Origin of the sequence: Limnobacter humi (assembly GCF_024518835.1) — a bacterium.
In the GTDB taxonomy this organism is placed as follows: domain Bacteria; phylum Pseudomonadota; class Gammaproteobacteria; order Burkholderiales; family Burkholderiaceae_B; genus Limnobacter; species Limnobacter humi.
On the sequence record NZ_JANIGO010000001.1, the window covers coordinates 240753 to 261202 of the forward strand.

The 20450-nt window shown below is 58.2% G+C and carries 19 protein-coding genes; 11 read left to right on the top strand and 8 right to left on the bottom strand.

Annotated elements, in window-relative coordinates; translation table 11 throughout:
• Window positions 1-3: 3 nt before the first annotated feature.
• The 3 genes from NQT62_RS01130 to NQT62_RS01140 all read right to left on the bottom strand — a co-directional run bounded on the left by NQT62_RS01130 (window position 4) and on the right by NQT62_RS01140 (window position 2775).
• Window positions 4-348, bottom strand: a complete 345-nt coding sequence (locus NQT62_RS01130) for a DMT family protein (RefSeq protein ID WP_256762697.1) — start codon at window positions 346-348, stop codon at window positions 4-6.
• An 80-nt stretch (window positions 349-428) separates the two neighbouring features.
• Window positions 429-1391, bottom strand: a complete 963-nt coding sequence (locus NQT62_RS01135) for an MBL fold metallo-hydrolase (protein ID WP_256762698.1) — start codon at window positions 1389-1391, stop codon at window positions 429-431.
• Between the two features lie 109 nt (window positions 1392-1500).
• Window positions 1501-2775, bottom strand: a complete 1275-nt coding sequence (locus tag NQT62_RS01140; protein ID WP_256762699.1) for an MFS transporter — start codon at window positions 2773-2775, stop codon at window positions 1501-1503.
• 71 nt (window positions 2776-2846) lie between these two features.
• Here NQT62_RS01140 and NQT62_RS01145 point away from each other — a divergent pair, with 71 nt between their 5' ends.
• Window positions 2847-3728 carry a LysR substrate-binding domain-containing protein gene (locus NQT62_RS01145; protein WP_256762701.1) on the top strand — a complete coding sequence of 294 codons (882 nt, stop codon included), beginning with the start codon at window positions 2847-2849 and terminating at the stop codon, window positions 3726-3728.
• On the opposite strand, the gene NQT62_RS01150 is transcribed toward NQT62_RS01145, so the two are convergent.
• A complete protein-coding gene (locus NQT62_RS01150) occupies window positions 3691-5121 on the bottom strand; it encodes an aminotransferase-like domain-containing protein (protein ID WP_256762702.1) in 1431 nt (476 codons plus the stop codon). The genes NQT62_RS01145 and NQT62_RS01150 overlap by 38 nt on opposite strands.
• Before the next feature lie 185 nt (window positions 5122-5306).
• Between NQT62_RS01150 and NQT62_RS01155 the strand changes: the two genes are divergently transcribed.
• Complete coding sequence (locus tag NQT62_RS01155; protein WP_256762703.1) at window positions 5307-5642, top strand: DUF2917 domain-containing protein; 336 nt, start codon at window positions 5307-5309, stop codon at window positions 5640-5642.
• An 89-nt stretch (window positions 5643-5731) separates the two neighbouring features.
• Complete coding sequence (locus NQT62_RS01160) at window positions 5732-6997, top strand: NRAMP family divalent metal transporter (protein ID WP_256762704.1); 1266 nt, start codon at window positions 5732-5734, stop codon at window positions 6995-6997.
• Between the two features lie 21 nt (window positions 6998-7018).
• Here NQT62_RS01160 and NQT62_RS01165 read toward each other — a convergent pair whose 3' ends face one another.
• Window positions 7019-7717: a haloacid dehalogenase type II gene (locus NQT62_RS01165; RefSeq protein WP_256762705.1), complete on the bottom strand. Its 699-nt coding sequence runs from the start codon at window positions 7715-7717 to the stop codon at window positions 7019-7021.
• Window positions 7718-7834: 117 nt separating this feature from the next.
• Here NQT62_RS01165 and NQT62_RS01170 point away from each other — a divergent pair, with 117 nt between their 5' ends.
• From NQT62_RS01170 to NQT62_RS01190, 5 genes are all read left to right on the top strand, one after another.
• Entirely contained in the window at window positions 7835-9415 is a 1581-nt protein-coding gene (locus NQT62_RS01170; RefSeq protein WP_256762706.1) for a sensor histidine kinase, read from the top strand.
• Window positions 9412-10131, top strand: a complete 720-nt coding sequence (locus NQT62_RS01175; RefSeq protein ID WP_256762707.1) for a winged helix-turn-helix domain-containing protein — start codon at window positions 9412-9414, stop codon at window positions 10129-10131. Before NQT62_RS01170 ends, NQT62_RS01175 begins: the two co-directional genes overlap by 4 nt.
• 73 nt (window positions 10132-10204) lie before the next feature.
• A complete protein-coding gene (locus tag NQT62_RS01180) occupies window positions 10205-12130 on the top strand; it encodes a potassium transporter Kup (RefSeq protein WP_256762708.1) in 1926 nt (641 codons plus the stop codon).
• A gap of 86 nt (window positions 12131-12216) precedes the next feature.
• Window positions 12217-12969, top strand: coding sequence for a metallophosphoesterase family protein (locus tag NQT62_RS01185; protein WP_256762709.1), 753 nt, complete (start codon window positions 12217-12219; stop codon window positions 12967-12969).
• On the top strand, window positions 12966-14465 hold the full coding sequence (locus NQT62_RS01190) for a bifunctional serine/threonine-protein kinase/universal stress protein (protein ID WP_256762710.1): 1500 nt from the start codon (window positions 12966-12968) through the stop codon (window positions 14463-14465). Before NQT62_RS01185 ends, NQT62_RS01190 begins: the two co-directional genes overlap by 4 nt.
• A 471-nt stretch (window positions 14466-14936) precedes the next feature.
• Here the strand turns inward: NQT62_RS01190 and NQT62_RS01195 are convergent, their stop codons facing one another.
• Complete coding sequence (locus tag NQT62_RS01195; protein WP_256762711.1) at window positions 14937-15158, bottom strand: hypothetical protein; 222 nt, start codon at window positions 15156-15158, stop codon at window positions 14937-14939.
• Window positions 15159-15282: 124 nt separating this feature from the next.
• Window positions 15283-16902: an MFS transporter gene (locus NQT62_RS01200; RefSeq protein ID WP_256762712.1), complete on the bottom strand. Its 1620-nt coding sequence runs from the start codon at window positions 16900-16902 to the stop codon at window positions 15283-15285.
• 218 nt (window positions 16903-17120) lie between these two features.
• Here NQT62_RS01200 and NQT62_RS01205 point away from each other — a divergent pair, with 218 nt between their 5' ends.
• The 3 genes from NQT62_RS01205 to NQT62_RS01215 all read left to right on the top strand — a co-directional run bounded on the left by NQT62_RS01205 (window position 17121) and on the right by NQT62_RS01215 (window position 19617).
• Window positions 17121-17555: a hypothetical protein gene (locus tag NQT62_RS01205; protein ID WP_256762713.1), complete on the top strand. Its 435-nt coding sequence runs from the start codon at window positions 17121-17123 to the stop codon at window positions 17553-17555.
• Between the two features lie 71 nt (window positions 17556-17626).
• Window positions 17627-18982 (top strand): ATP-grasp domain-containing protein, encoded by a 1356-nt coding sequence (locus tag NQT62_RS01210; RefSeq protein WP_256762714.1) that lies wholly within the window; start codon window positions 17627-17629, stop codon window positions 18980-18982.
• 38 nt (window positions 18983-19020) lie between these two features.
• A complete protein-coding gene (locus NQT62_RS01215) occupies window positions 19021-19617 on the top strand; it encodes a YHS domain-containing (seleno)protein (RefSeq protein WP_256762715.1) in 597 nt (198 codons plus the stop codon).
• On the opposite strand, the gene phnE is transcribed toward NQT62_RS01215, so the two are convergent.
• The gene (gene phnE, locus NQT62_RS01220; RefSeq protein WP_256762716.1) at window positions 19606-20442 is read right to left on the bottom strand and encodes a phosphonate ABC transporter, permease protein PhnE; all 837 of its coding nucleotides are present in this window, start codon (window positions 20440-20442) and stop codon (window positions 19606-19608) included. The genes NQT62_RS01215 and phnE overlap by 12 nt on opposite strands.
• Window positions 20443-20450 lie beyond the last annotated feature (8 nt).

Genomic DNA, 20450 nt, shown 5'->3' on the forward strand with positions numbered 1-20450 from the left:
GACTCAGAGCGGCCCCTTGAAAATGAAAAAGGCGCCCAGCCCAATGAAGGCAAACCCCACCGCGTGATTCAAGGTGAGCTGCTCGCCCAGGTACACCACGGAAAACACGGCAAACACCGCCAGCGTGATCACCTCTTGCATCGTCTTCAGCTCAGCAGTGCTGTACACCGTGTGGCCAATTCGATTGGCCGGAATGGCAAAGCAATATTCAATGAGCGCGATCAGCCAACTCACCAGAATCACCACATACAGCGGTTTTTCACCGAACTTGAAATGGCCGTACCAGGCAAAGGTCATGAACACATTGGACACAATGAGCAGCAGCACCGGCAACAGTTTGGGGGACATCACAGCAGCACCTCAAAGAACAGGCATTCAACGAAAAACGCCCCCGAGGGGGCGTCTTCCAACTCTACACCAGCGATGACTTACTTCAGGCCCTGGTAATTGATGGGCAGGAATGTATAACCCTTGCCATTTTTGACCAAGTGACCCACGCCAGGGAAAGACAAATGGCTGGCGCCCACCAGATAACCGTTTTTGGCGGCATCGGCGAAAGCCTTCTCACGCTCTTTGCGAGCGGCTTTGCTGTCGCTGTCAAAACCAATGGTGACTTCCGGGTGGTTAAACTGCACGGAAGCCACGTGCATGAGGTCACCCCACAGCACCAGCTTTTGGCCTTTGCTGTCGACTTCATACACGGTGTGGCCTGGGGTGTGACCGTAACTGGCAATCGCCTTCACGCCCGGAACAATCTCGGTATTGCCCTGGAAGGTTTTGAGTTTGCCGGCCTCCACATAGGGGTTCACCGACGCCATGGCACCCTGGAAGAAACCTTTCTTGTCGTCCGGTGCTGCATCCATGTTGGCCTTGCTCAGCCAGTAGTCGGTGTCTTTCTTGTCAATGTGCAGGGCGGCATTGGGAAACGCCAGCTTGCCATCGGCCACCAATCCACCCACATGGTCAGGGTGCATGTGGGTAATCACAATGTCATCCACCTGCTCTGGCTTGTAACCTGCGGCTTTCAGGTTGTTCAACACATTGCCCAGCGTGGGGCCAAACAGGCCAGCGGCACCCGTGTCGATCAGCACCAGTTTGCTGCCGGTGTTCACCAAAAACGCATTCACAGACGTGTCCACTTCATTGCCCAGGAAACTGTCCTTCAGTGCTTTGCTGGTTTTCTTTTCGTCCTGGTGCAAGAGCTTGGTCACCGGCAACTTCACCGTGCCGTCCGACAGGGCGGTCACTTCAAAGTCACCCAACAGGATTCGGTAGTAGCCGGGGGCCTGGGTTTTCACCATGGGCGCAGCGGCGATGGCCGGTGCTGTGGCGGCCAGGCCACCCAAGGCCAAGGCCAGGCTGGCCACGAGTGCAGAAACGGTGTGCTTCATGAATGAGGTCTCCTAAACAACGGGAGCGCTCAGTGTACGCCAATGCCAGGATGGGCAGCCATCCACATGAAAAAAGTAAGCGCGATAAGCATTTTCCCGAGGGTAAACCCTAGCGGGACGGCGGCACGACTGCAGACAAGGGCGTGATTTTTTTCAGCAGCAACGCACAACCGAGCACCGCCAGCAGGGCCAGCAACAGTGTTGCGCTGACCCCGCGCCATTGACCGAAACCCCAAGCCAGCCCGGCACCGGAACCCAGCAAACTGCCGCCCAGATAATAGGCGGTGAGGTACACCGCCGAACTGAGTGCGCGGCGCTCACGCGCCCGCTCTCCAGCCCAGCCACTGGCGGTTGAATGGGTACCAAAAAAGCCCATGGTGAACAAAGCCACGCCCGCCACAATCACGGGCAACCAGGCAAACTGCGTGAGTGCCAAACCGGCAATCATCAACACCACCATGCGCCACAACACATTGCGACGGCCAATTTTGTCGACCCAACGGCCGGCAGTGGCCGACGAGACGGTGCCCAAGGCATACAGCAAAAAGATGGCACTCACCTGGGTGTGGCTTAAGCCATAGGGCGAGGCTTCCAGGCGAAAACCGAGATAGTTGTACAGCGCCACAAACACGCCCATGAGCATGAACGACACAGCATAAATTTTCGGCAAAGCCGCATCGGCAAACAGGGCACGGGCGTCTTGCAACAGCATGGTCAGGCTCACCGCGCGAGCCCGAAAATGCCTGGAGTCGGGCACGCTGCGATAAAACAGAATGGCTGCGGCCATGCCCAAGAGCCCTGAGCACAGAAATGCCATGTGCCACCCACCCACCGAGGTCAGCCAGGAAATGATGAAACGCCCGCTCATGCCACCAAAGGCATTGCCGGCGATATACAAGCCCATGGCACGGCCCCGCGCACTGGGTGCAATTTCCTCACCCAAGTACGCCATGGCCGTGGCCGGCAGGCCGGCTATGGCAACACCCAGCAACACCCGCAGCACGAGGAAGTGGGAAAAAGTGTCCACCAAGGGCACCAACAGTGTAAAAAAGGCCGATCCGAACAAGGAGCACTTCATCAACAGGCTTCGGCCATACCGGTCAGAAAGGAGACTGAACGGAATCAACATGAGTGCCAAAGCGGCGGTGCCTGCACTCAGCGTAAGGCTGGCACCGGCCGGTGACACGTGAAAAGTGTGGGCAAACAGCGGCAACAGGGTTTGGGGCCCGTACAGCAGCGAAAACGTGGCAAAGCCTCCCAAAAACATGGCCAGGTTGGCTTGCTTGTATTCGGTGGTACCCGCCTCCAGGTAAGTGGAAGCGGTGGACATGCTGGACATGGGAACCTGTGGGATTTGCCGGAATGAAAACCAGTTTAGTTGCATGAAAAACACCAGTCCAATATATTTTTAAGGTGTTTTTTATATATGCAGAGTATGAATTGGAACTGCGACACTTGCGATATTTCGTAGCCGTGGCCGAAACATTGAACTTCACGGCGGCGGCTGAACGTCTTCACATTGGCCAACCGCCCTTGTCCATGCAGATCATGGACCTGGAAGACGAGCTGGGTGTGAAACTGTTTACACGCACCAAGCGCAAAGTGGAACTGACCGATGCCGGGCAACAATTTTTGCTCCGTGCCCGTGGAATTTTGGCCGACGTGCACACGGCCAGCCAGGAAGCCCGCAAATTTGCACAAGGGCAACAGGGCCTGATCCGCATGGGCTTTGCCTCCTCCCTGCCCTACAGCTCCATCATGCCCCGGCTGCTGTTCGCATTTCGCCAACAGGCCCCAGCGGTGCAATGGCAATTGTCCGAAATGTTCACCAATGAACAGTTTGAGGCGCTGGGCAACAACCTGCTCGATGTCGGGCTGGTGCGCTATTCCGGCGGGCCGGTGCCGGATGGGCTGGAAGTCAAAGAAATTGGTCGGGACCCGCTGCTGCTGGTGGTCAATGCCCATCACCGGCTGGCCAAACGCCGTCGCGTGGCGTTCAGGGAATTGCAGGGTGAGCATTTCATCACTTTCCCGACGGGTGTGGGGTCCGGCTTGCCCGGTATTTTGAGCCGCCTTGGGCAATCGGCCGGCTTTGAGCCCCAAGTGGTGCAGGAGGTGAAAGAGGCCACCACACAGATAGGCCTGGTGGCAGCGGGGTTGGGCGTGGCCTTGCTTCCCGCACCCCTGGCTGTCATTCAACTGCCTGGTGTGCGTTACCTGCCGGTGGTCGATGCAGGGGCTTATTACGCCTTGTCAGTGGCCCATCGGAAAGCCGATTTGATCAACCAACGCCCCCTGCTCACCCTTTTCTTGAACGTGCTGGCATCGCTTCAATGAGTTGGGCCAAACGGGCCACCGCATGATCGGTCGCATCGCTCCAAGGCTGCCCACAGGCCAGTCGCAAGAAATTTCGATAGCGGCCACTGGCTGAAAACAGCGGACCAGGCACGGTGGCAATGCCCTGCTCAATGGCCTTGCCATGCAGCTTCACGGTGTCAATGTCATCGGGCAGCTCAATCCACAACACGAAACCACCCTGGGGATTGGTGACGCGGGTATCCGCCGGGAAATGACGGGTAACCGCATCCCGCGTGCGGGCCACTTGCTCAGTCAAACGGCGGCGTAACGTGCGCAGGTGGGCATCAAACCCACGGGAGTCCATCAACGCGGCCAACACCCGTTGGGTCATCACATTGGTTTTGCCGCTGTTCACGGTTTTTTGAAACAGCACCTGCCGTGCCCGTTTCCCACCCGCCACAAAACCAATGCGCAAGGCGGGGCTCACGGTTTTGGAAAACGAGCTGCACAGCATCGTGTTGCCGCTGCGGTCAAAGGCGTAAATCGGCCGGGGCCGCTCGGGCGTGTTGCACAGGTCACCATACAGGTCATCTTCAATCAGCGGAATATTACGCTCGGCCAATAGGCGGGCCACCGCTTGCTTGTTGGCGTCGGGCATGACACAGCCCAGCGGGTTGCTGCCGTTTGGGATGAACAGGCAGGCGGCCACACCGCCGTCTCGCGTGGCCAATTCCAGGGCTTCAACCGACACGCCCGTCTGTGGATGGGTGGGAATTTCCAGCGCTTTCAAGCCCATGGCCTCCAGCAATTGCAACATCACGTAATAGGTGGGCGACTCCACCGCCACCGTGTCGCCCTGCCGGGTCACGGTGCGCAGGCAGAGCATGAGGGCCTCGGTGCACGAATTGGTCACCACCACCTGTTCAGGCCGCACTGTGCAGCCCCACTCCAAATAGCGGCGAACCAACGTGTTAACCAACACCGGCTCACTGATGTTGTCGTGACTGCCCGTGGCCAGCAAGCCCGGCTGGGTGCGGGCAATGCGGCTGTAGAGGGTATTCAGCCGCGGGGCCAGCAATAGGGCTGGCGCTGGAATGGCCGAACCCATTTGCACAATACCAGGGGTTTGGTTCAGGTGCAGTACCCGCATCAGTCGGGCACTCAAGTCCACATCCACCGCCTCAGGAATGTCGTTCACCGGTTGATAGTTCACCACGCGCTGGGCTTTGCCCCGCACGTAAAAACCCGACTGCGGGCGTACTTCCACCAGGCCGTGGGTTTCCAGGCTGCGCAGGGCCTGCATCACCGTGCTGATGGACAGCTTTTGTTGCTGGGCCAGTTGGCGCACCGAAGGCAAACGGTCCCCGGGGCGCATCACGCCATCGTGGATGAGCCCGGTCAGTTGGTGAGCAAGGTCTTCGTAGAGCAACATGCCCATAGTGTGCCGGTTTGATCGTGGATACATCAGTCACAGTTCTACTGAATGTACACCAGCACAGTTGGATTTCACAGCCACTGTCATGGTCACAATTTCGCCCAGCTGAATCTGTACCGGTCATGGTCGGCTCTCTAAGATAAACCCATGTTGTCGCACAGTTTCACAACCGGGAGAACACCATGAATGTATCCAGCAGCCTGCGCATGTCCCTATCATCGCTGTTGAGTTTTCGCAGTCACGGCACGTTGCGTGTGTTGCGTGGTGAGGTTTGGTTAACCAGCGACGCAGACCGCCAGGATCATTTTTTGAAAGCCGGGGACGAATGGACCCTGAACAAAAAACGCCATGTGGTGCTGGAATCGCTGGACGAGCACACAGTGCTGGAGTACCGACAGCCCACGCCACGGCAGGCGCCCAGCGGTATGGGTGAAGGCTGGCAGTTTGTTGAAAACTGCGGGCTGATTAAAACCGGCTGGGCAAAAGCCCCCAGAAGCGCTTGGGCGGAGGAGCCTTGAATGCGGTGCCTTAATACTCGGTAAATGGAATGGGGCGACAATTCGGGAATGAACAGTCCATAAAACATTCCTCCGAAGAAGTCCGCCCCATGACCTTGTTTCGACGCACCCAGGAAATTACCCAGCGCCTTGGCGCAGGCCTCATCACCGGCGCGGCCGATGACGACCCCAGCGGCCTGGCCACGTATTCGCAGGCCGGTGCTCAATTTGGCGGTGGCTTGCTGTGGACATTGGTGCTCACCACACCGCTGATGATCGGCATTCAAATGGTGAGTGCCCGCATCGGCTGGATCACCGGTCGAGGCTTGGCCGCCAACATTCAGAAAGTGATGTCCAAACCAGTGGCCATGGTGCTGGTGTTGATGCTGGTGTTTGCCAACACCCTGAATATTGCGGCGGACATTGCTGCCATGGGCGAAGCCCTTCAACTGATGGTGGGAGGCCCCGAACATGGTCATGCCATTCTGTTTGGCCTGCTCTGTGCGGTGCTGCCCGTTTTTTTAAATTTTGAGTCCATGGTGCGGGTGTTGAAATACCTCACCTTGGCACTGCTGAGTTATGTGGCCGTTGCACTCACCTTGCGCGTGGATTGGTGGCAAATGTCCTGGGACAGTGTGCGGCACCTTCAACAAGGTGGACCAGAATTCTGGATGATGGTGGTGGGCGTGTTGGGCACCACCATCAGCCCCTACCTGTTTTTTTGGCAGGCCTCGCAAGAAGCCGAGATGAAACAGCGCCTGGGTGAACATGCCCAGGTGCTGGAGTCGCCCTTGTTCACGCGGGAGCACCTGTTCCGCATCAAGCTGGACACCAGCGTGGGCATGCTGTTTTCCAACCTGATTGCCTTTTGCGTGATGCTGTCGGCAGCGGTGGTGTTCAACCAGCATGGCTTGGTGGACATTCAAACCACCCGGGAAGCGGCTGTGGCCCTGGAACCCATTGCTGGCAAAATGGCCTTCACATTGTTTGCCTTGGGCATCATCGGCACGGGCATGCTGGCGGTGCCAGTGCTGGCTGGCTCAGCCGCCTATGCAGTGGCCGATGTGTTCGACTGGAACGCAGGCCTGGACCACCAGTTCAAGGAAGCCAAAGGCTTTTATTGGGTGTTGATTGTGGCCACATTGGGCGGCACGCTGATTGACTTCACCTCACTGGACCCCATTCGGGCCCTGTTGTGGAGCGCCGTGGTCAATGGTGTGATTGCGGTGCCCATCATGGTGGTGATGATGCTGTTGGCCTCCAACCGCCGCGTGCTGGGCGATTTCACCATCACCCGCCGTCACCGGGTCACCGGTTGGATTGCCACCGCAGTCATGTCCCTTGCCGTGATTGCCATGGTGTGGGAAGGTGTCTGACAAACCTGCCCATCAACAGGCTCAGCCCATGAGCCTGGCCAGCTCATCAAGTCCTCGAACACTACAATCCACAGTCACGCTGGCCATGGTTTCGCCTTTGCCTGGCCCATGCTCGGATGGTCGGGCGACGAAACAGGTTTTCAAGCCCGCCTGCCGCGCCGCGGCAAGGTCTGAGGAGTGGGCCGCCACCATCATCACCTGCCATGGCTCCAGGTCAAAAGCCGCTGCTGTGTGTTGATACACCGCCAGCTTGGGTTTGTAATCCCGGGCAAGCTCTGCGCCCAAAACGGCATCCCACACAAAGCCGTTGCGCCGCGCCAGGTTCACCATCAGCGCAATGTGGCCGTTGGAACACGGGGCAATGAACCGTTTTGCACGCAAGGCCTGCAAACCGGGTACAACATCAGGCCACGCATCCAGCCGGTGCCACGCCAAATTCAGTTCATGACGGGTGGCCTCATCGGCCGGAATATCCATGGCACCCAACACGTGGTCCAGGTTGATTCGGTGAAGCACATCCAGCTTGGAAAACGGAATCTCGCCGCTGCGCACCCGCTCCATGGCAGGCTGGTACTGCGCTCGCCAGGCATCGGCCAAAGCACCCCAATCGGCCGCAATGCCCTGCCCACCCAAGATGCGGGCTGCCTCACGGGCCACACCCGAACGCCAGTCCACCAATGTGCCAAATACATCAAATACCACCGCCTTGATTTCTTCCATGCCCTGCACTCCTGACCACATCACCCGCCAGCTTAACGAATGCGAATGCAGGATGCAGCCCCGCAATTTCCCCACTTCATGTTTAAATGCGGACGTGAACACTCCGATTGACGCTGCATGAGCCGCACTCGCACCCCCCGTCGCCTTGGGCGAGATGGATTTTTTCAGGCACCGGAATCCATTCGCTGGGGCCTGGGGGTTTGGGGGCTGGGGTTTGCGATCATGATCGCCGCCGATGGGCACCTGGGATTCCGGGACTTCACAGGCATCCTGGTGGCGGCCAGTTGCCTGGCCAGCTTGCGGCTGACAACCCCCCAAACCCTGGTGTTCAACATCGTGGGGCTGCTGGCATTCAACTGGCTGTTCGTGCCGCCACGCTACGACCTGGACATTCACCACAAACAGGATGTGGCCCTGTTGCTCATGGTCTTTGCATCAGGCGCGTTGATCAGCCTGTTGACCTCGCGTTTGCGCGAACTGCTGCAGGCTGAGCGCCATGTGGCCGATGAAACCGAAGACCAACTCAGACTGTCCGAGCAACTGTTGGAACAACATTCCCCGGAAAACAAGTTCAAGGTTCTTCAGCACTGGGTTTCCGAACTCGGCATCTCGCCCCTGCACGGGCTCATCAGCCCACACTGGCCGTATCGTCCGGCCTTGCACGCCCACACTGCGGTGGTTTTGAACAAACCCCACAAAACAGTGATTCGGGGCTTGATCGCCTCCTGCAATGAAATCAGTGAACAGGGGCCACTCACCGGTCGGCATGAAAGCTCCAGCCTGCTTTATCTGCCATTGAAGTCTGGGGGACGCGCGTGGGGCTCGGTGGCCTATGCAGCACCCGTGGGCCTGACGCTGCGCCAGCAACTTCAGCAGATGGGCCAAGTGAAACGCTGGTGTGCCGTGCTGGCCAATGACCTGGAACGCTGGTACACCCAAAGTACACTGGACCGTGTGCAACAGGAACATCGCAGTCAACAGTTGCGCAGCACCTTGCTGGCGGCCATTGCACACGACTTTCGGACCCCACTGGCCACCATGCTGACGGCCGTCGACCATTTGCGACACCGGCAACAGCCGCTGCCGGTGGCCGATGCCCAGACATTGGCCATCACCTTGAGTGATGAAATCCACCACCTCCAAAAAATGTCGGAGAACACCCTGCAACTGGCTCGGCTGGAGGCCAGCTCGCCGCCAGTGCCCATGCAATGGGAGAGCCTGCAGGAAATCTGCGGCACAGTGGCCCGGCAATTCCGCAAAGCCTACCCCACCCGAACATTGACTGTCACCTTGCCAGCAGAACCCTTGCTCATGGAATGCAATGCCGTGCTGATGGCCCAGGCCCTGGACAATCTGTTGGACAATGCGGCCAATTACAGTGCTGCAGATCAGGCGGTAGAACTTCAATTGGCCGAGGAGGGTGACCAGCGGGTGCTGCGGGTGCTGGACCGTGGTCCAGGCATTCCTGACGCCATCAAACCACGGGTGTTTGAATTGTTTGCACGCGGAGCCGACTTGGGATTGCCCGAGGACGTGTCCCGACATCGCACCGGTTTCGGATTGGGGCTGGCCTTGTGCAAGGCAGTGGCCGATGCCCACCACAGCACGTTGAGAATATCCAACCGCGATGGCGGCGGCAGTATTTTTGTGTGGCGCTTGCCCAGTCCATCCAATGCGCCTGAGGGGCTGCCCGAATGAATGCACTTCGAATCCTGCTGCTCGAGGACGACTGGCAGTTACAAAATGCATTGCGCAGCACACTGGAGGCCGGTGGGCACCAGGTGAGTACCTGCAAAAGCCTGCGCGAGGCACAGGCATGCATGCTCCAACACCTGGGCACCGCTCAGGCCATGGAACTGGTGTTGCTGGACCTGAACCTGCCTGACGGCCTGGGTGACGCCTTGCTGGATTGGATGAACCGGGAGGGCATTGAGTGCCCGGTGATTGTGACCTCCGCCACTTTTGATGATGCACGCAAGGTGCAATTGCTGGATGCCGGTGCACGCGATTACCTCGTCAAACCCTTCAGTGCCGCGGAATTGATGGCCCGCATTCGGGTGTTGTTCCGTTACAAAGTGTTGACGACCCCCAACCAGCCTGGGCCCAATTATGTGCAGGCAGGTCTGACGGTTGACCTGGGCAAACGCGAAGTGCTGCGGCACGGGGAAGCCGTTCACCTAACGCCCAAGGAATTCGCCCTGCTGGCATTGATGGTGGAACATGCCGGCGAGGTGCTGACCCATCGGCAATTGCTAAAACACGCCTGGGGTGCCGACTATGTGGACCACCTGCATTACCTGCGCCTGTTCATGGCGCAACTGCGCAGCAAACTGGAAGACAACCCCAACGAACCCAGCTTGATTTTGACAGAGACCGGCGTGGGCTATCGCTTGAAGGCGGCAGACACCCCCTGAAGCACCCATCCTTATGCAATCCTTATGTGTGCAGTGCAATAATTCGCCTCGTTAACAGTCGGACCCCTGTTCAATGAGCACCACAACCAACACAGCACCTGCAGCAGCCACGCCACCCCAAGCCGGTCACCATGCCCACAAACAAGGCTTGGCAGCCCTCACGCTGGCTGCCATCGGGATTGTGTATGGCGACATCGGCACCAGCCCCCTGTACACCGTGAAGGAAGTGTTTGCCGACCACACAGGCCTGGCGCTGATAGACCAGAACATTCTCGGCGCAGTCTCCACCATCTTCTGGGCGCTGATTTTGATCGTCACGCTGAAATACGTCATCCTGATTCTTCGGGCCGACAATGAGGGCGAAGGCGGTAGCCTGGCCCTCACAGCGCTGGCCTCCAACGCCGTTCGCCGTCGCGTGAAATTGCGAAACAGCCTGTTGGTATTGGGTATTTTTGGTGCCACCATGTTTTATGGCGACAGCGTCATCACACCCGCCATTTCCGTGATTGGTGCCATGGAGGGCTTGACCGTGCTTAACCCCGACCTCAGCGTGGCCATTGTGCCGCTGTCGTTGGTGGTTATTCTCGGGCTGTTTTTTGTGCAGCAATGGGGCACCCAGAAAATCGGAAAATTGTTTGGTCCCATCATCGTGCTGTGGTTTGTCACACTGGGTGTGGCCGGCGCGCTGCAGGTCATTCGCACCCCGGAGGTGTTGCAGGCCTTGAACCCCCTGCTCGCCCTGGAATTCATGTTTTTGCGCGGCTTTCATGTGCTGGCAGCGGTGGGGGCCGTCGTGCTGGCACTGACCGGCGCCGAAGCCCTGTATGCCGACATGGGTCACTTTGGCAAACGCCCCATCCGTGTGGCCTGGATGGGCCTGGTGTTTCCCGCCCTGGCGTTGAATTATCTCGGCCAGGGTGCCTTGCTGATGCGCGACCCACGCGCCATTGAAAACCCCTTCTTCAAGCTGTTTCCGGAATACATGGTCATTCCCATGATCGTGCTGGCCACCATGGCCGCCATCATTGCCTCGCAAGCCGTGATCTCCGGGGCTTATTCCATGACCCGGCAAGCCATTTTGCTGGGCTACCTGCCCCGCATGGAAATTCGTTACACGTCAGCCGCTGAGCGCGGTCAGATCTACATGCCCTCGGTTAACTGGGCACTGATGATGGCGGTCATTCTCGCGATTGTGGGCTTCAAAAGTTCATCGGCGCTGGCTTCAGCCTATGGCATTGCCGTCACACTGACCATGCTCATCACCACCTTCCTCACCTTCTTTGTGGTGCGCAATGGCTGGAAAATGTCCCCGTGGATTGCCTACGGGGCCACCGGGTTTTTCATCACGCTGGATATTTTCCTGGTGACCAGTTGCGCCATCAAATTCTTCGATGGTGGCTGGTTCCCCATTGTGATGGGTGCCACCCTGTTCATGATCATGGTGACCTGGAAACGCGGCCGCAGCCTGCTGGTCAGCAAGATCAAAGAAGACGGCATTGTGCTGGAAGAATTCATCCAGCACATTCACGAGTCGGATGTGCACATCGCCCAGCGCACGGCCATTTACCCCGTGGCCAACCCGGACACCGTGCCCCAGGCCTTCCTGCACAACATGAAACACAACCAGGTCATCCACGAGAAAAACGTGCTGCTGACGGTGGAGTTCTGCGAACTGCCCTGGATTGCCGAGGCTGATCGCGCTGTGGTGGAACAGGTGTCCAAACTCTTCTGGCGGGTGCGCCTGCGGTTTGGCTTCATGGAGCAACCCAATGTGCCCGATGCACTCAAAAGCTGCGAAGCGTTTGGCCTGCACATTGAGCCTTTTGAAGCATCGTATTTCCTCAGTCGCGAAAGTGTGGTGGCCACGCCAGGCCAAGGCATGGCCTTGTGGCGTGAAAAGCTGTTCGCAGCCATGAGCCGCAACGCGGGCAATGTATCGGCCTTCTTCAAGCTGCCCGACGGTGCCGTGGTGGAACTGGGAACCCGCATCCAGATCTAGTCGATTTCCAAACCCTGTAAGGCTGCCGTTAGCGTGGCTGGGATATCATTGTTTTATAACAAGATTTACCCAACACGAGAGAGACAATGAAAATCGCCCTGCTGTCGGACATCCACAGCAACCTCCACGCCCTGAAGGCCTGTATTGCCCATGCACGCGAGAGCGGTGCCCAGCAGTTTGTGGTGTTGGGTGACCTGGTGGGTTATGGTGGCGACCCTGCCGGCGTGGTCGACGCCGTGATGGCCCTGTGGGAAGAAGGCGCCTGGATCATCAAAGGCAACCACGACGACATGGCAGTCAACCCGCCGCCGGCCCTCAATGACATGGGTTCCTCCAGCGCCACCTGGACGCACGATCAGCTCAACCTCGAACAACGGGAATTTCTGGCCACCCGCCCGATGACGGTGGTGCATGGCAAGGCCCTGTTTGTGCACGCCAGTGCCAACAAGCCCGAGCGATGGGACTATGTGGACAATGAACTGAAAGCCCAATTGTGCATGGAGGCCGCCCAACGCGACTTCAGAACCCCCCATGTGTTTGTCGGCCACGTACACCATCAAGCGCTGTTCTACACCGGCGCTGGCCGCCACATGATGCGATTCGACCCGGTGCCGGGTGTACACATTCCTGTGCCGACCCGTCGACCGATGGTGGCCACGGTGGGTTCCACCGGCCAGCCACGGGATGGCGACGCCCGCAGCATGTATGCGCTGTATGACGACGTGCTGCAAACCTTGTGCTTCAACCGCGTGGCCTATGACACCCAATCGGCGGCCGAAGCCATCCGGGCACAAGGTCTGCCGGAACAGATGGCGCACCGACTGGAAATCGGCAGATGACACGCCTCGTCGAGGGTCAGCAACTCGACGGCTTTGTGGTGCATGAGTGCCTGCACACCGGTGGCATGGCCTACATCTACCGGGTTGAATATGATCTGGCCATGGGCCACAGCAGCAAAAACCCAGGCTTTGACATGATCATGAAAATTCCCCGCATGCGCGAAGGCGATGGCGGGGAAAACATCATCAGCTTCGAGATTGAACGGCAAATTTTGCCTGCTGTGTCAGGCCCGCATGTGCCCCGGTTTGTGGCAGCAGGCGACCTCGACAGCCTGCCCTACCTGGTGATGGAATACATTCCGGGTGTCACACTGGAACACATCATGGAAGAGGCTCAAACCTTGAGCCCGGAAACCATGGCGACGATTGGCTCGGCCATGGCCCGTGCCGCGCACAGCCTGCACAAACAGAACGTGTGCCACCTGGACCTGAAACCCGCCAATGTGCTGTTCCGACGAACCGCCCAAGGTGAGACCGATTTCACCCAGGCTGTGCTGCTGGATTTCGGATTGTCCTGGCATGCACATTACCCCGACTTGATGGCAGAAGAACTTCGCAAAGCCGTGGGCTCACCGGCCTGGATTGCGCCTGAACAGGTGGTGGGTGTGCGCGGCGACCCGCGCAGCGACGTATTTGCCATCGGCGTGATGCTGTACCAACTGGCCACAGGTCGCTTGCCGTTTGGTGCACCCAGCACCCAGGGGGGCTTGCGCCAACGGCTATGGATGAACCCGGTACCACCTCGAGTACGCCGGGCCGAGCTACCCGAATGGTTTCAAGAAGTGGTATTGAAATGCCTGGAACCCGAGGCGATACGGCGCTTCCCATCGGCCGCGCACCTCGCGTTTGAACTGAATAACCCGGCACAGGTGCGCATCACTGACCGTGGGCAGCGCTTGGTAAGGACATCCTTCTGGGTACATTTCAAGCGTTGGTTGCGCGCAGCCGGCATGCAATACCACCCCAGCCCGCTGCCCGAGCGGCAAATCGCCGACGTGCCCATCGTGATGGTGGCCGTGCCGAACAAAGATGTGACCGATGCCACGCTCTACTCCCTGCGAGAAGGCGTACAGCGCAGCATGGGTTTGAGGCCAGGTGCCCGGCTGGCCGTGGTCACGGTGATTCGACAGGGTTTGCTCAGCGGTCACCTGAACCAGAGTGAATCCGAGATTCAACGACACCACCTGAACCTGCTGAGGCAATGGGCTCAACCCTTGACCCTGGATGCACACCACATTTCATTCCACGTGCTGGAGGCCAATGATGTGGCCGAGGCCCTGTTGAGCTACGCCGCTGGAAACCATGTGAACCTCATCATCATGGGGGCTGCCACCCATGGCTTGCAGATGCAACGGCTGATGCGCACTGTGCCCATCAAAGTGGCCATGTATGCACCATGCTCGGTGATGTTGATCAAAGCAGCCTTGCCGTTTGAGCAGCTGCTGGAAGTGAAGGAAGACGTGTATGACGGGCTGGATGTGTTCAAGACCTGGTGACCTTGTGCCGGTGGTCCGTGCTGGTTTATAGCCCCCCAGCAACGCCGGTAGCCCCTGCCTTTCTTAGCCCCCGGCAACGCCGGTAGCCCGGTCCGAACGCCCCCCGAATGTAAAGGTTGCCCCGCGCATCTCGAACCGTCCCGAGAACTCGCCACTGCGTGGCTCAAACATCTCGGTCCGTGTGTTCGAATGCTGTGCGGGTCAAACCGATCGGGGGGCTGACTGTTCGGCGCCGGGCACACCGGCATTACTGGGGGGGCCTGCGCGGTTCACCTCCCCTGCAGCGACATTCAGGACAATCTGCAAAACCGTGCCAAGCAGGCGCGGTGGGCACAGCCTTTCAGGCTGGCCCAGAGGGCGATTCCCGACCATCTTTTTTGGAGGGTCGACCTCAGCGATCGCGAGGCCCAGGTTTTGAACCACAGATTGGCCGTCGCCAAGGGTGAGGTGAACTGCGCAGAGTGAAACGACTTACTGCTTCGGCGGCACAGCCGGTGCTGGTTCTACCGCCGGTGTTGCTGGTGTAGCCGCTGCATCAGCCGGCGCAGCAGGTGCCTCTGCGGGCTTGGCAGGCTCAGAATGTGAGCCGGTGTCGTGCTTCTCGCCGCTCATGTCCAGGTTGTCACCGCCCTTGATGATCACAAACATCGAGATGGCGGCAAATACGATAAAACCAACAATAATTTTCCACATGGAGATGCTCCCTTTCGATTAAATACATTCAAAAAAACAGCCTCCAAATCCAGAACTGCAACTTGGAAGCCGCTTTGTTGAATGCCGACGCAGCCAGAGGCTGCATCGGCAAGCAGTTAGACCATCAGTCGTTTTCGAAGATGTCGGTGTCTTTGGTTTCACGAACAAACAGCAGGCCAATCACGAAGGTGACGGCTGCAATGATGATCGGATACCACAAGCCGTAGTACATATTGCCGTTCTGCGCCACCATCGCAAACGCAATGGTGGGCATCAAGCCACCAAACCAACCGTTACCAATGTGGTACGGCAAGCTCATGGAGGTGTAGCGGATGCGGGTCGGGAACATTTCCACCAACATGGCGGCAATCGGGCCGTACACCATGGTCACATAGATCACCAGGATTGTGAGGATGATCACGATCTTGACTTTGTCGACCTTGGCGGGATCGGCCTTGGCTGGGTAGCCTTCGGCCGTCAGTGCGGCTTTGACTTCCTTCTTGAATGCTTCGATGGCTGCTTTGGAGGCATCATCAAACTTGCCACCCACCACATTGCCCACAGGCGTGGTCACGTTTTCATAGGACACCGAGTTCTGTGCCAGGAAACGCTTGGCAATGTCGCAAGACTTCTTGAAGTCAATTTCGCGTGCCACGGGGTTGCCCTGGAAGGAGCAATCGCCGGGGGCTGCAGTGACCACAATCTTGTTCTTGGCCTGGGCTTCAGCCAGCGCGGGGTTGGCCGCTTGCGTCAGGGCGTTGAACAAGGGGAAGTAGGTCAAGCAAGCCAGCAACATGCCCGCCAGAATAATCGGCTTGCGGCCGATCTTGTCGGACAGGGTACCGAAGATCACGAAGAACGGGGTACCGATGATCAGCGACACAGCCACCAAAATGTTGGCGGTTGCAGCATCGACCTTCAACACCGAGGTGAGGAAGAACAAAGCGTAGAACTGACCGGAGTACCAAACCACCGCCTGACCAGCCACCAGACCGAACAGGGCCAGGATCACGATCTTCAGGTTTTTCCACTGACCGAAGGATTCGGTCAACGGGGCCTTGGAGGTTTTGCCTTCTTCTTTCATCTTCTTGAAGGCGGGCGATTCATTCATCGACAGACGAATCCACACGGACACAGCCAGCAGCAGAATCGACACAATGAATGGAACACGCCATCCCCAATCGGCAAAAGCTTCTTCGCCCAAGGTGGTCCGTGTACCCAGAATCACGATCAGGGACAGGAACAAGCCCAGGGTCGCTGTGGTTTGAATCCACGCGGTGTAAGCGCCACGCTTTCCGTGCGGTGCATGCTCAGCCACATAGGTCGCCGCGCCACCATACTCACCACCCAGTGCCAAACCTTGCAACAGGCGCAGCACAATCAGGATGACCGGAGCGGCCACGCCAATGCTGTTGTAGTTGGGCAGGATACCCACGATGAAGGTGGAACCACCCATCAACAGAATGGTGACCAGGAAGGTGTACTTCCGGCCGATCATGTCACCGAGGCGACCGAACACCAGCGCACCGAACGGGCGCACGATGAAGCCAGCCGCAAAGGCCAGCAACGCAAAAATGAAGGCGGATGTGGGGTCCAGTCCAGCAAAGAACTGTTTCGCAATGATGGCTGCCAGTGAACCATACAGATAAAAGTCATACCATTCAAAAACTGTGCCCAGCGATGAGGCGAAGATCACTTTCTTTTCTTCACCAGTCATCGGCCGTGCGGCGGCTGCGTTGGCCATGTCACGTCTCCTTTGCTTTATTTAAGAATTACATCCACTTTGCGCGGATGATGCGATGAACTATGGAGAGACTTCCTGACAGGACTCTGACGGGTAAACCCGAATTTTTAAAAGGCCTCCGGTCACCCCCTGAGATCGAGTGACGGGTAAACCCTGCCTTTTGGGGCTTTGAACCACCACCCCCTACACTGAGGGTTTGCTCACAACCGGTTGTCACCATGAAGCCTGTGATTTTTTGCCTGGAAGACTTTGAGATACACCGCAGCCTGCTGGAACTGAACCTGCGCCAACTGCTGGGCGACACGGTGACACTGTATTTTTTTCGGTCACTGGCCCAGCTAAAGGCCTGCCCCATGCGCTGTGACGTGCTGGTTGCCGACCTCAATGTGACCGACTCCCCAGCCGAAAACACGGCTGAATTTTTGAAGGCATTTGCCGCGCACACCCCAGTGATTGTCCAGTCCAGCGATTTGGATTGGCCACCGCGGCTGGAGGCAGAGGGCCATGGCAATATTGTGGCGGCCGAAAAAGCGGGCCAGGGCCCCCGGTTTGAATACACCTTGCAAACCTGGCTGCAAACCATCCGGCGACGACAAGCGACCCAGGCCTGCGAACAGGGCGCCCTGCTGCCCAACGTGAATCTGCGGTGCTGAACACCCGGATTGAATCCATTTGGGCAACCGCGGTGTTATAACTGCATCACCGCCGAACCTCGCAGTTGCTCATGGCCTCAACGCTACCGAAAACCCTGGTGCTGTTCAACTATGATTGGGACCGAACAGCCACCCAAGCCATCGGCCATCGCTGGCCGCATGTGAATGCAGGCTTTGACCTGTTCAGTTTTCCCAGTAATGCCCGGCTGGCCTGGTTCAACATGAACCGGTTTTGTGACCTGATGGCCTGGAAGGCACGACTGCACAAAGCCGCCGGGGTCATGTCCAACCATGAGCAGTTTGGTGCCCTGTGCGCGGCCCTGCTGGCTGAAAAAATGGGCTGGCCAGGTACACCCGTGTCGGCTGTGCTGGCCTGCCAGCACAAATTGTATGCGCGCCAGGTGTTGGATGAAGTGGCACCCGAGGCCAATACACCTTACCAACGGCTGGATGCACAGTATGGCGGCCCAGTGCCTGCGGGGCTGCAGTACCCCGCCTACGTCAAACCCGTGAAGGCCGCATTTTCCGTGCTGGCCGCCGAGGTGGGCGATGAGGCCACCCTGCACAAACACACCCGCTTCAGTGCCTGGGAGCTGTGGGTCATTCGCCACCTGGTGGAGCCATTTGAAGCGATTGTTCGGGAACGTTTGCCCCAAGCGGGCACCGCCCACAGCCTGATGCTGGAAAAGCCAGTGAAAGCCCGGCAATACTGCCTGGACGGCTATGTGTTCAACGGCAAACTCAAAACCCTGGGGGTCGTCGATGCGGTCATGTACCCGGGTACCGACGCCTTCATGCGGTTTGATTTCCCCAGCCGCTTGAATGCCCGAGCCCAGGAACGCGCTGCCGACATTGCCCGACGGTTTCTGCATCGCGTGGGCTTTAACCACGGCCTGTTCAACATGGAGTTTTTTCATGATGAGCACACCGACACCATCACGGTGATTGAATTCAATCCGCGCATGGCAGCCCAGTTTTCAGACTTGTACGCCCGCGTGCTCGGAATCAACCTGCACGACATCGCATTTGCACTGGCGCACGGCATGGACCCCGGCTTGATGCAACGGACAGAACCCACCGCCGGCACGGCCAGCAGCTTTGTATACCGCAGCTTTGACCCGGCAGCCAGGCCAGCCATGCCAACGGCTGATCAGCGGCAGGCGGTTCAACGCGCGTTTCCGGACAGCCTGCTGTTTGAATTCCCCAAGGATGCCGCCGAAATTGCCCGGGATTTTAAATGGCTGCGCAGCTACCGCTACGGCATTTTGCATGTGGGGGGGGTGGATGCTTTGGACTTGAAACTGCGCTGTGAAAAAGCCAGCGCCATGCTGGGTTGGCCAGCACCCTACGCGGGCGATTTGAGCGAGGCGGAACTATTGGACCCCCTGTTCAACGGCACATTTGAAATGGAACTTGCCACCGGTTGAGTGGTCCATCTCCGCATTGTTAACCCGCAGGACGATACATGAAGCGCACCATTCAAGCCCTGGCCCTGGCCACCGTTGTCTACACCCTGGCAGGCTGCTCAGCCATGCAGGCCCAAAACCCAGGAGAAGGGCTGGGCCCTGTAAACGCCGTGGCCGTGGAGCAATCGCCCCGCGTGATGCTGGGCGGCGCCGACGTGGTGGCCTACCAGACAGAGAACCGCTATCAACCGGGATTACCGCAGTTCACTTCGCAATACAAAGGCGTGGACTTTTACTTTGCGACCATGGAACACAAGGCCCGCTTTGACGGCAATCCGGAACAATACATTCCGCAGTATGGCGGTTATTGCGCCAATGGCATTTCATTTGCCATACCGTGGGGTGGCAACGCCACCGACTTTCTGGTGAAGAATGGCAAGACCTACATCTTCGGTGGAGAAATGTCGCAGAAGGCTTTCATGCTCGACCTCGACAAAAACATCGCATTGGCCGATGAATATTGGCGCACCGAAGTGGAAGGCCACAACAGCTTTTTGCAACGCGCCAAGCGCTTGGTGTTCCGTGTGCCGCACTACAAAACCGGGGCCGAGCAAGCCCGTGAAGTGGAAGCTGCCACACCCAAATCAGCGGGATGAACGCACCCTGAACCAGTAGCTGAGAAAATCGACCAGCGCCACCAGCAGCATCATGGCGAGCAACACGGTGCTGGTCTCGTGCATTTGGAACAAGCCCATGTGGTAAGCCAACATTTGGCCCAACCCCCCGGCACCCACAACACCGAGGATGGCGGCTGCACGAATGTTGTTCTCCCAGCGGTACAGGGTGTAGCTGATGAGCTGCGGCAATACAGTGGGCAAGGTCGCGTACCAGAACACCGCCACTGGCCCAACGCCCCGAGCCCGCAGGGCAAAAGCGGCGTGGTCTGGGGCATTCTCGATGGTCTCGGCAAACAAACGCCCCAGCACGCCCGTGGTGTGCAACGCCAGGGCCATGGTGCCGGCAAAAGGCCCCAAGCCCAAGGCAATCAACATGAGCGCAGCCCACACCAGCTCGGGCACGCTGCGCAGTGAATTCAACACCGCTCGGCTGGCACCGCGGGCCACATACACCCCTTGATCATTGCTTCGGCCACGTGTTTTGCTGGCTGGCAAAGCCCACACCAGGCCAAACACGGCCGCAATCAAAGTGCCCAAGGCTGACATGGCCAGGGTTTCCAATGTGGCCAGCGCCACCTTGCGAACAAAGGCGGGCTCCCAATTCGGAGACAGCAATTCGTTGACAAACTTCAACATGCGACCGGCTGCGTCGATCGAGAAGAACTGTCGCCACTGCAAATCCAGGCTGATAAAACTGGCGGCAATCAATACCCCAATGGACAACACCACCCAACAGGATTTGCACCGGGCATCAAACATGGGTTTGGGAATGTTCACTTGAACAGGATTGTGGTTTGGGCTCATGGCGTGAT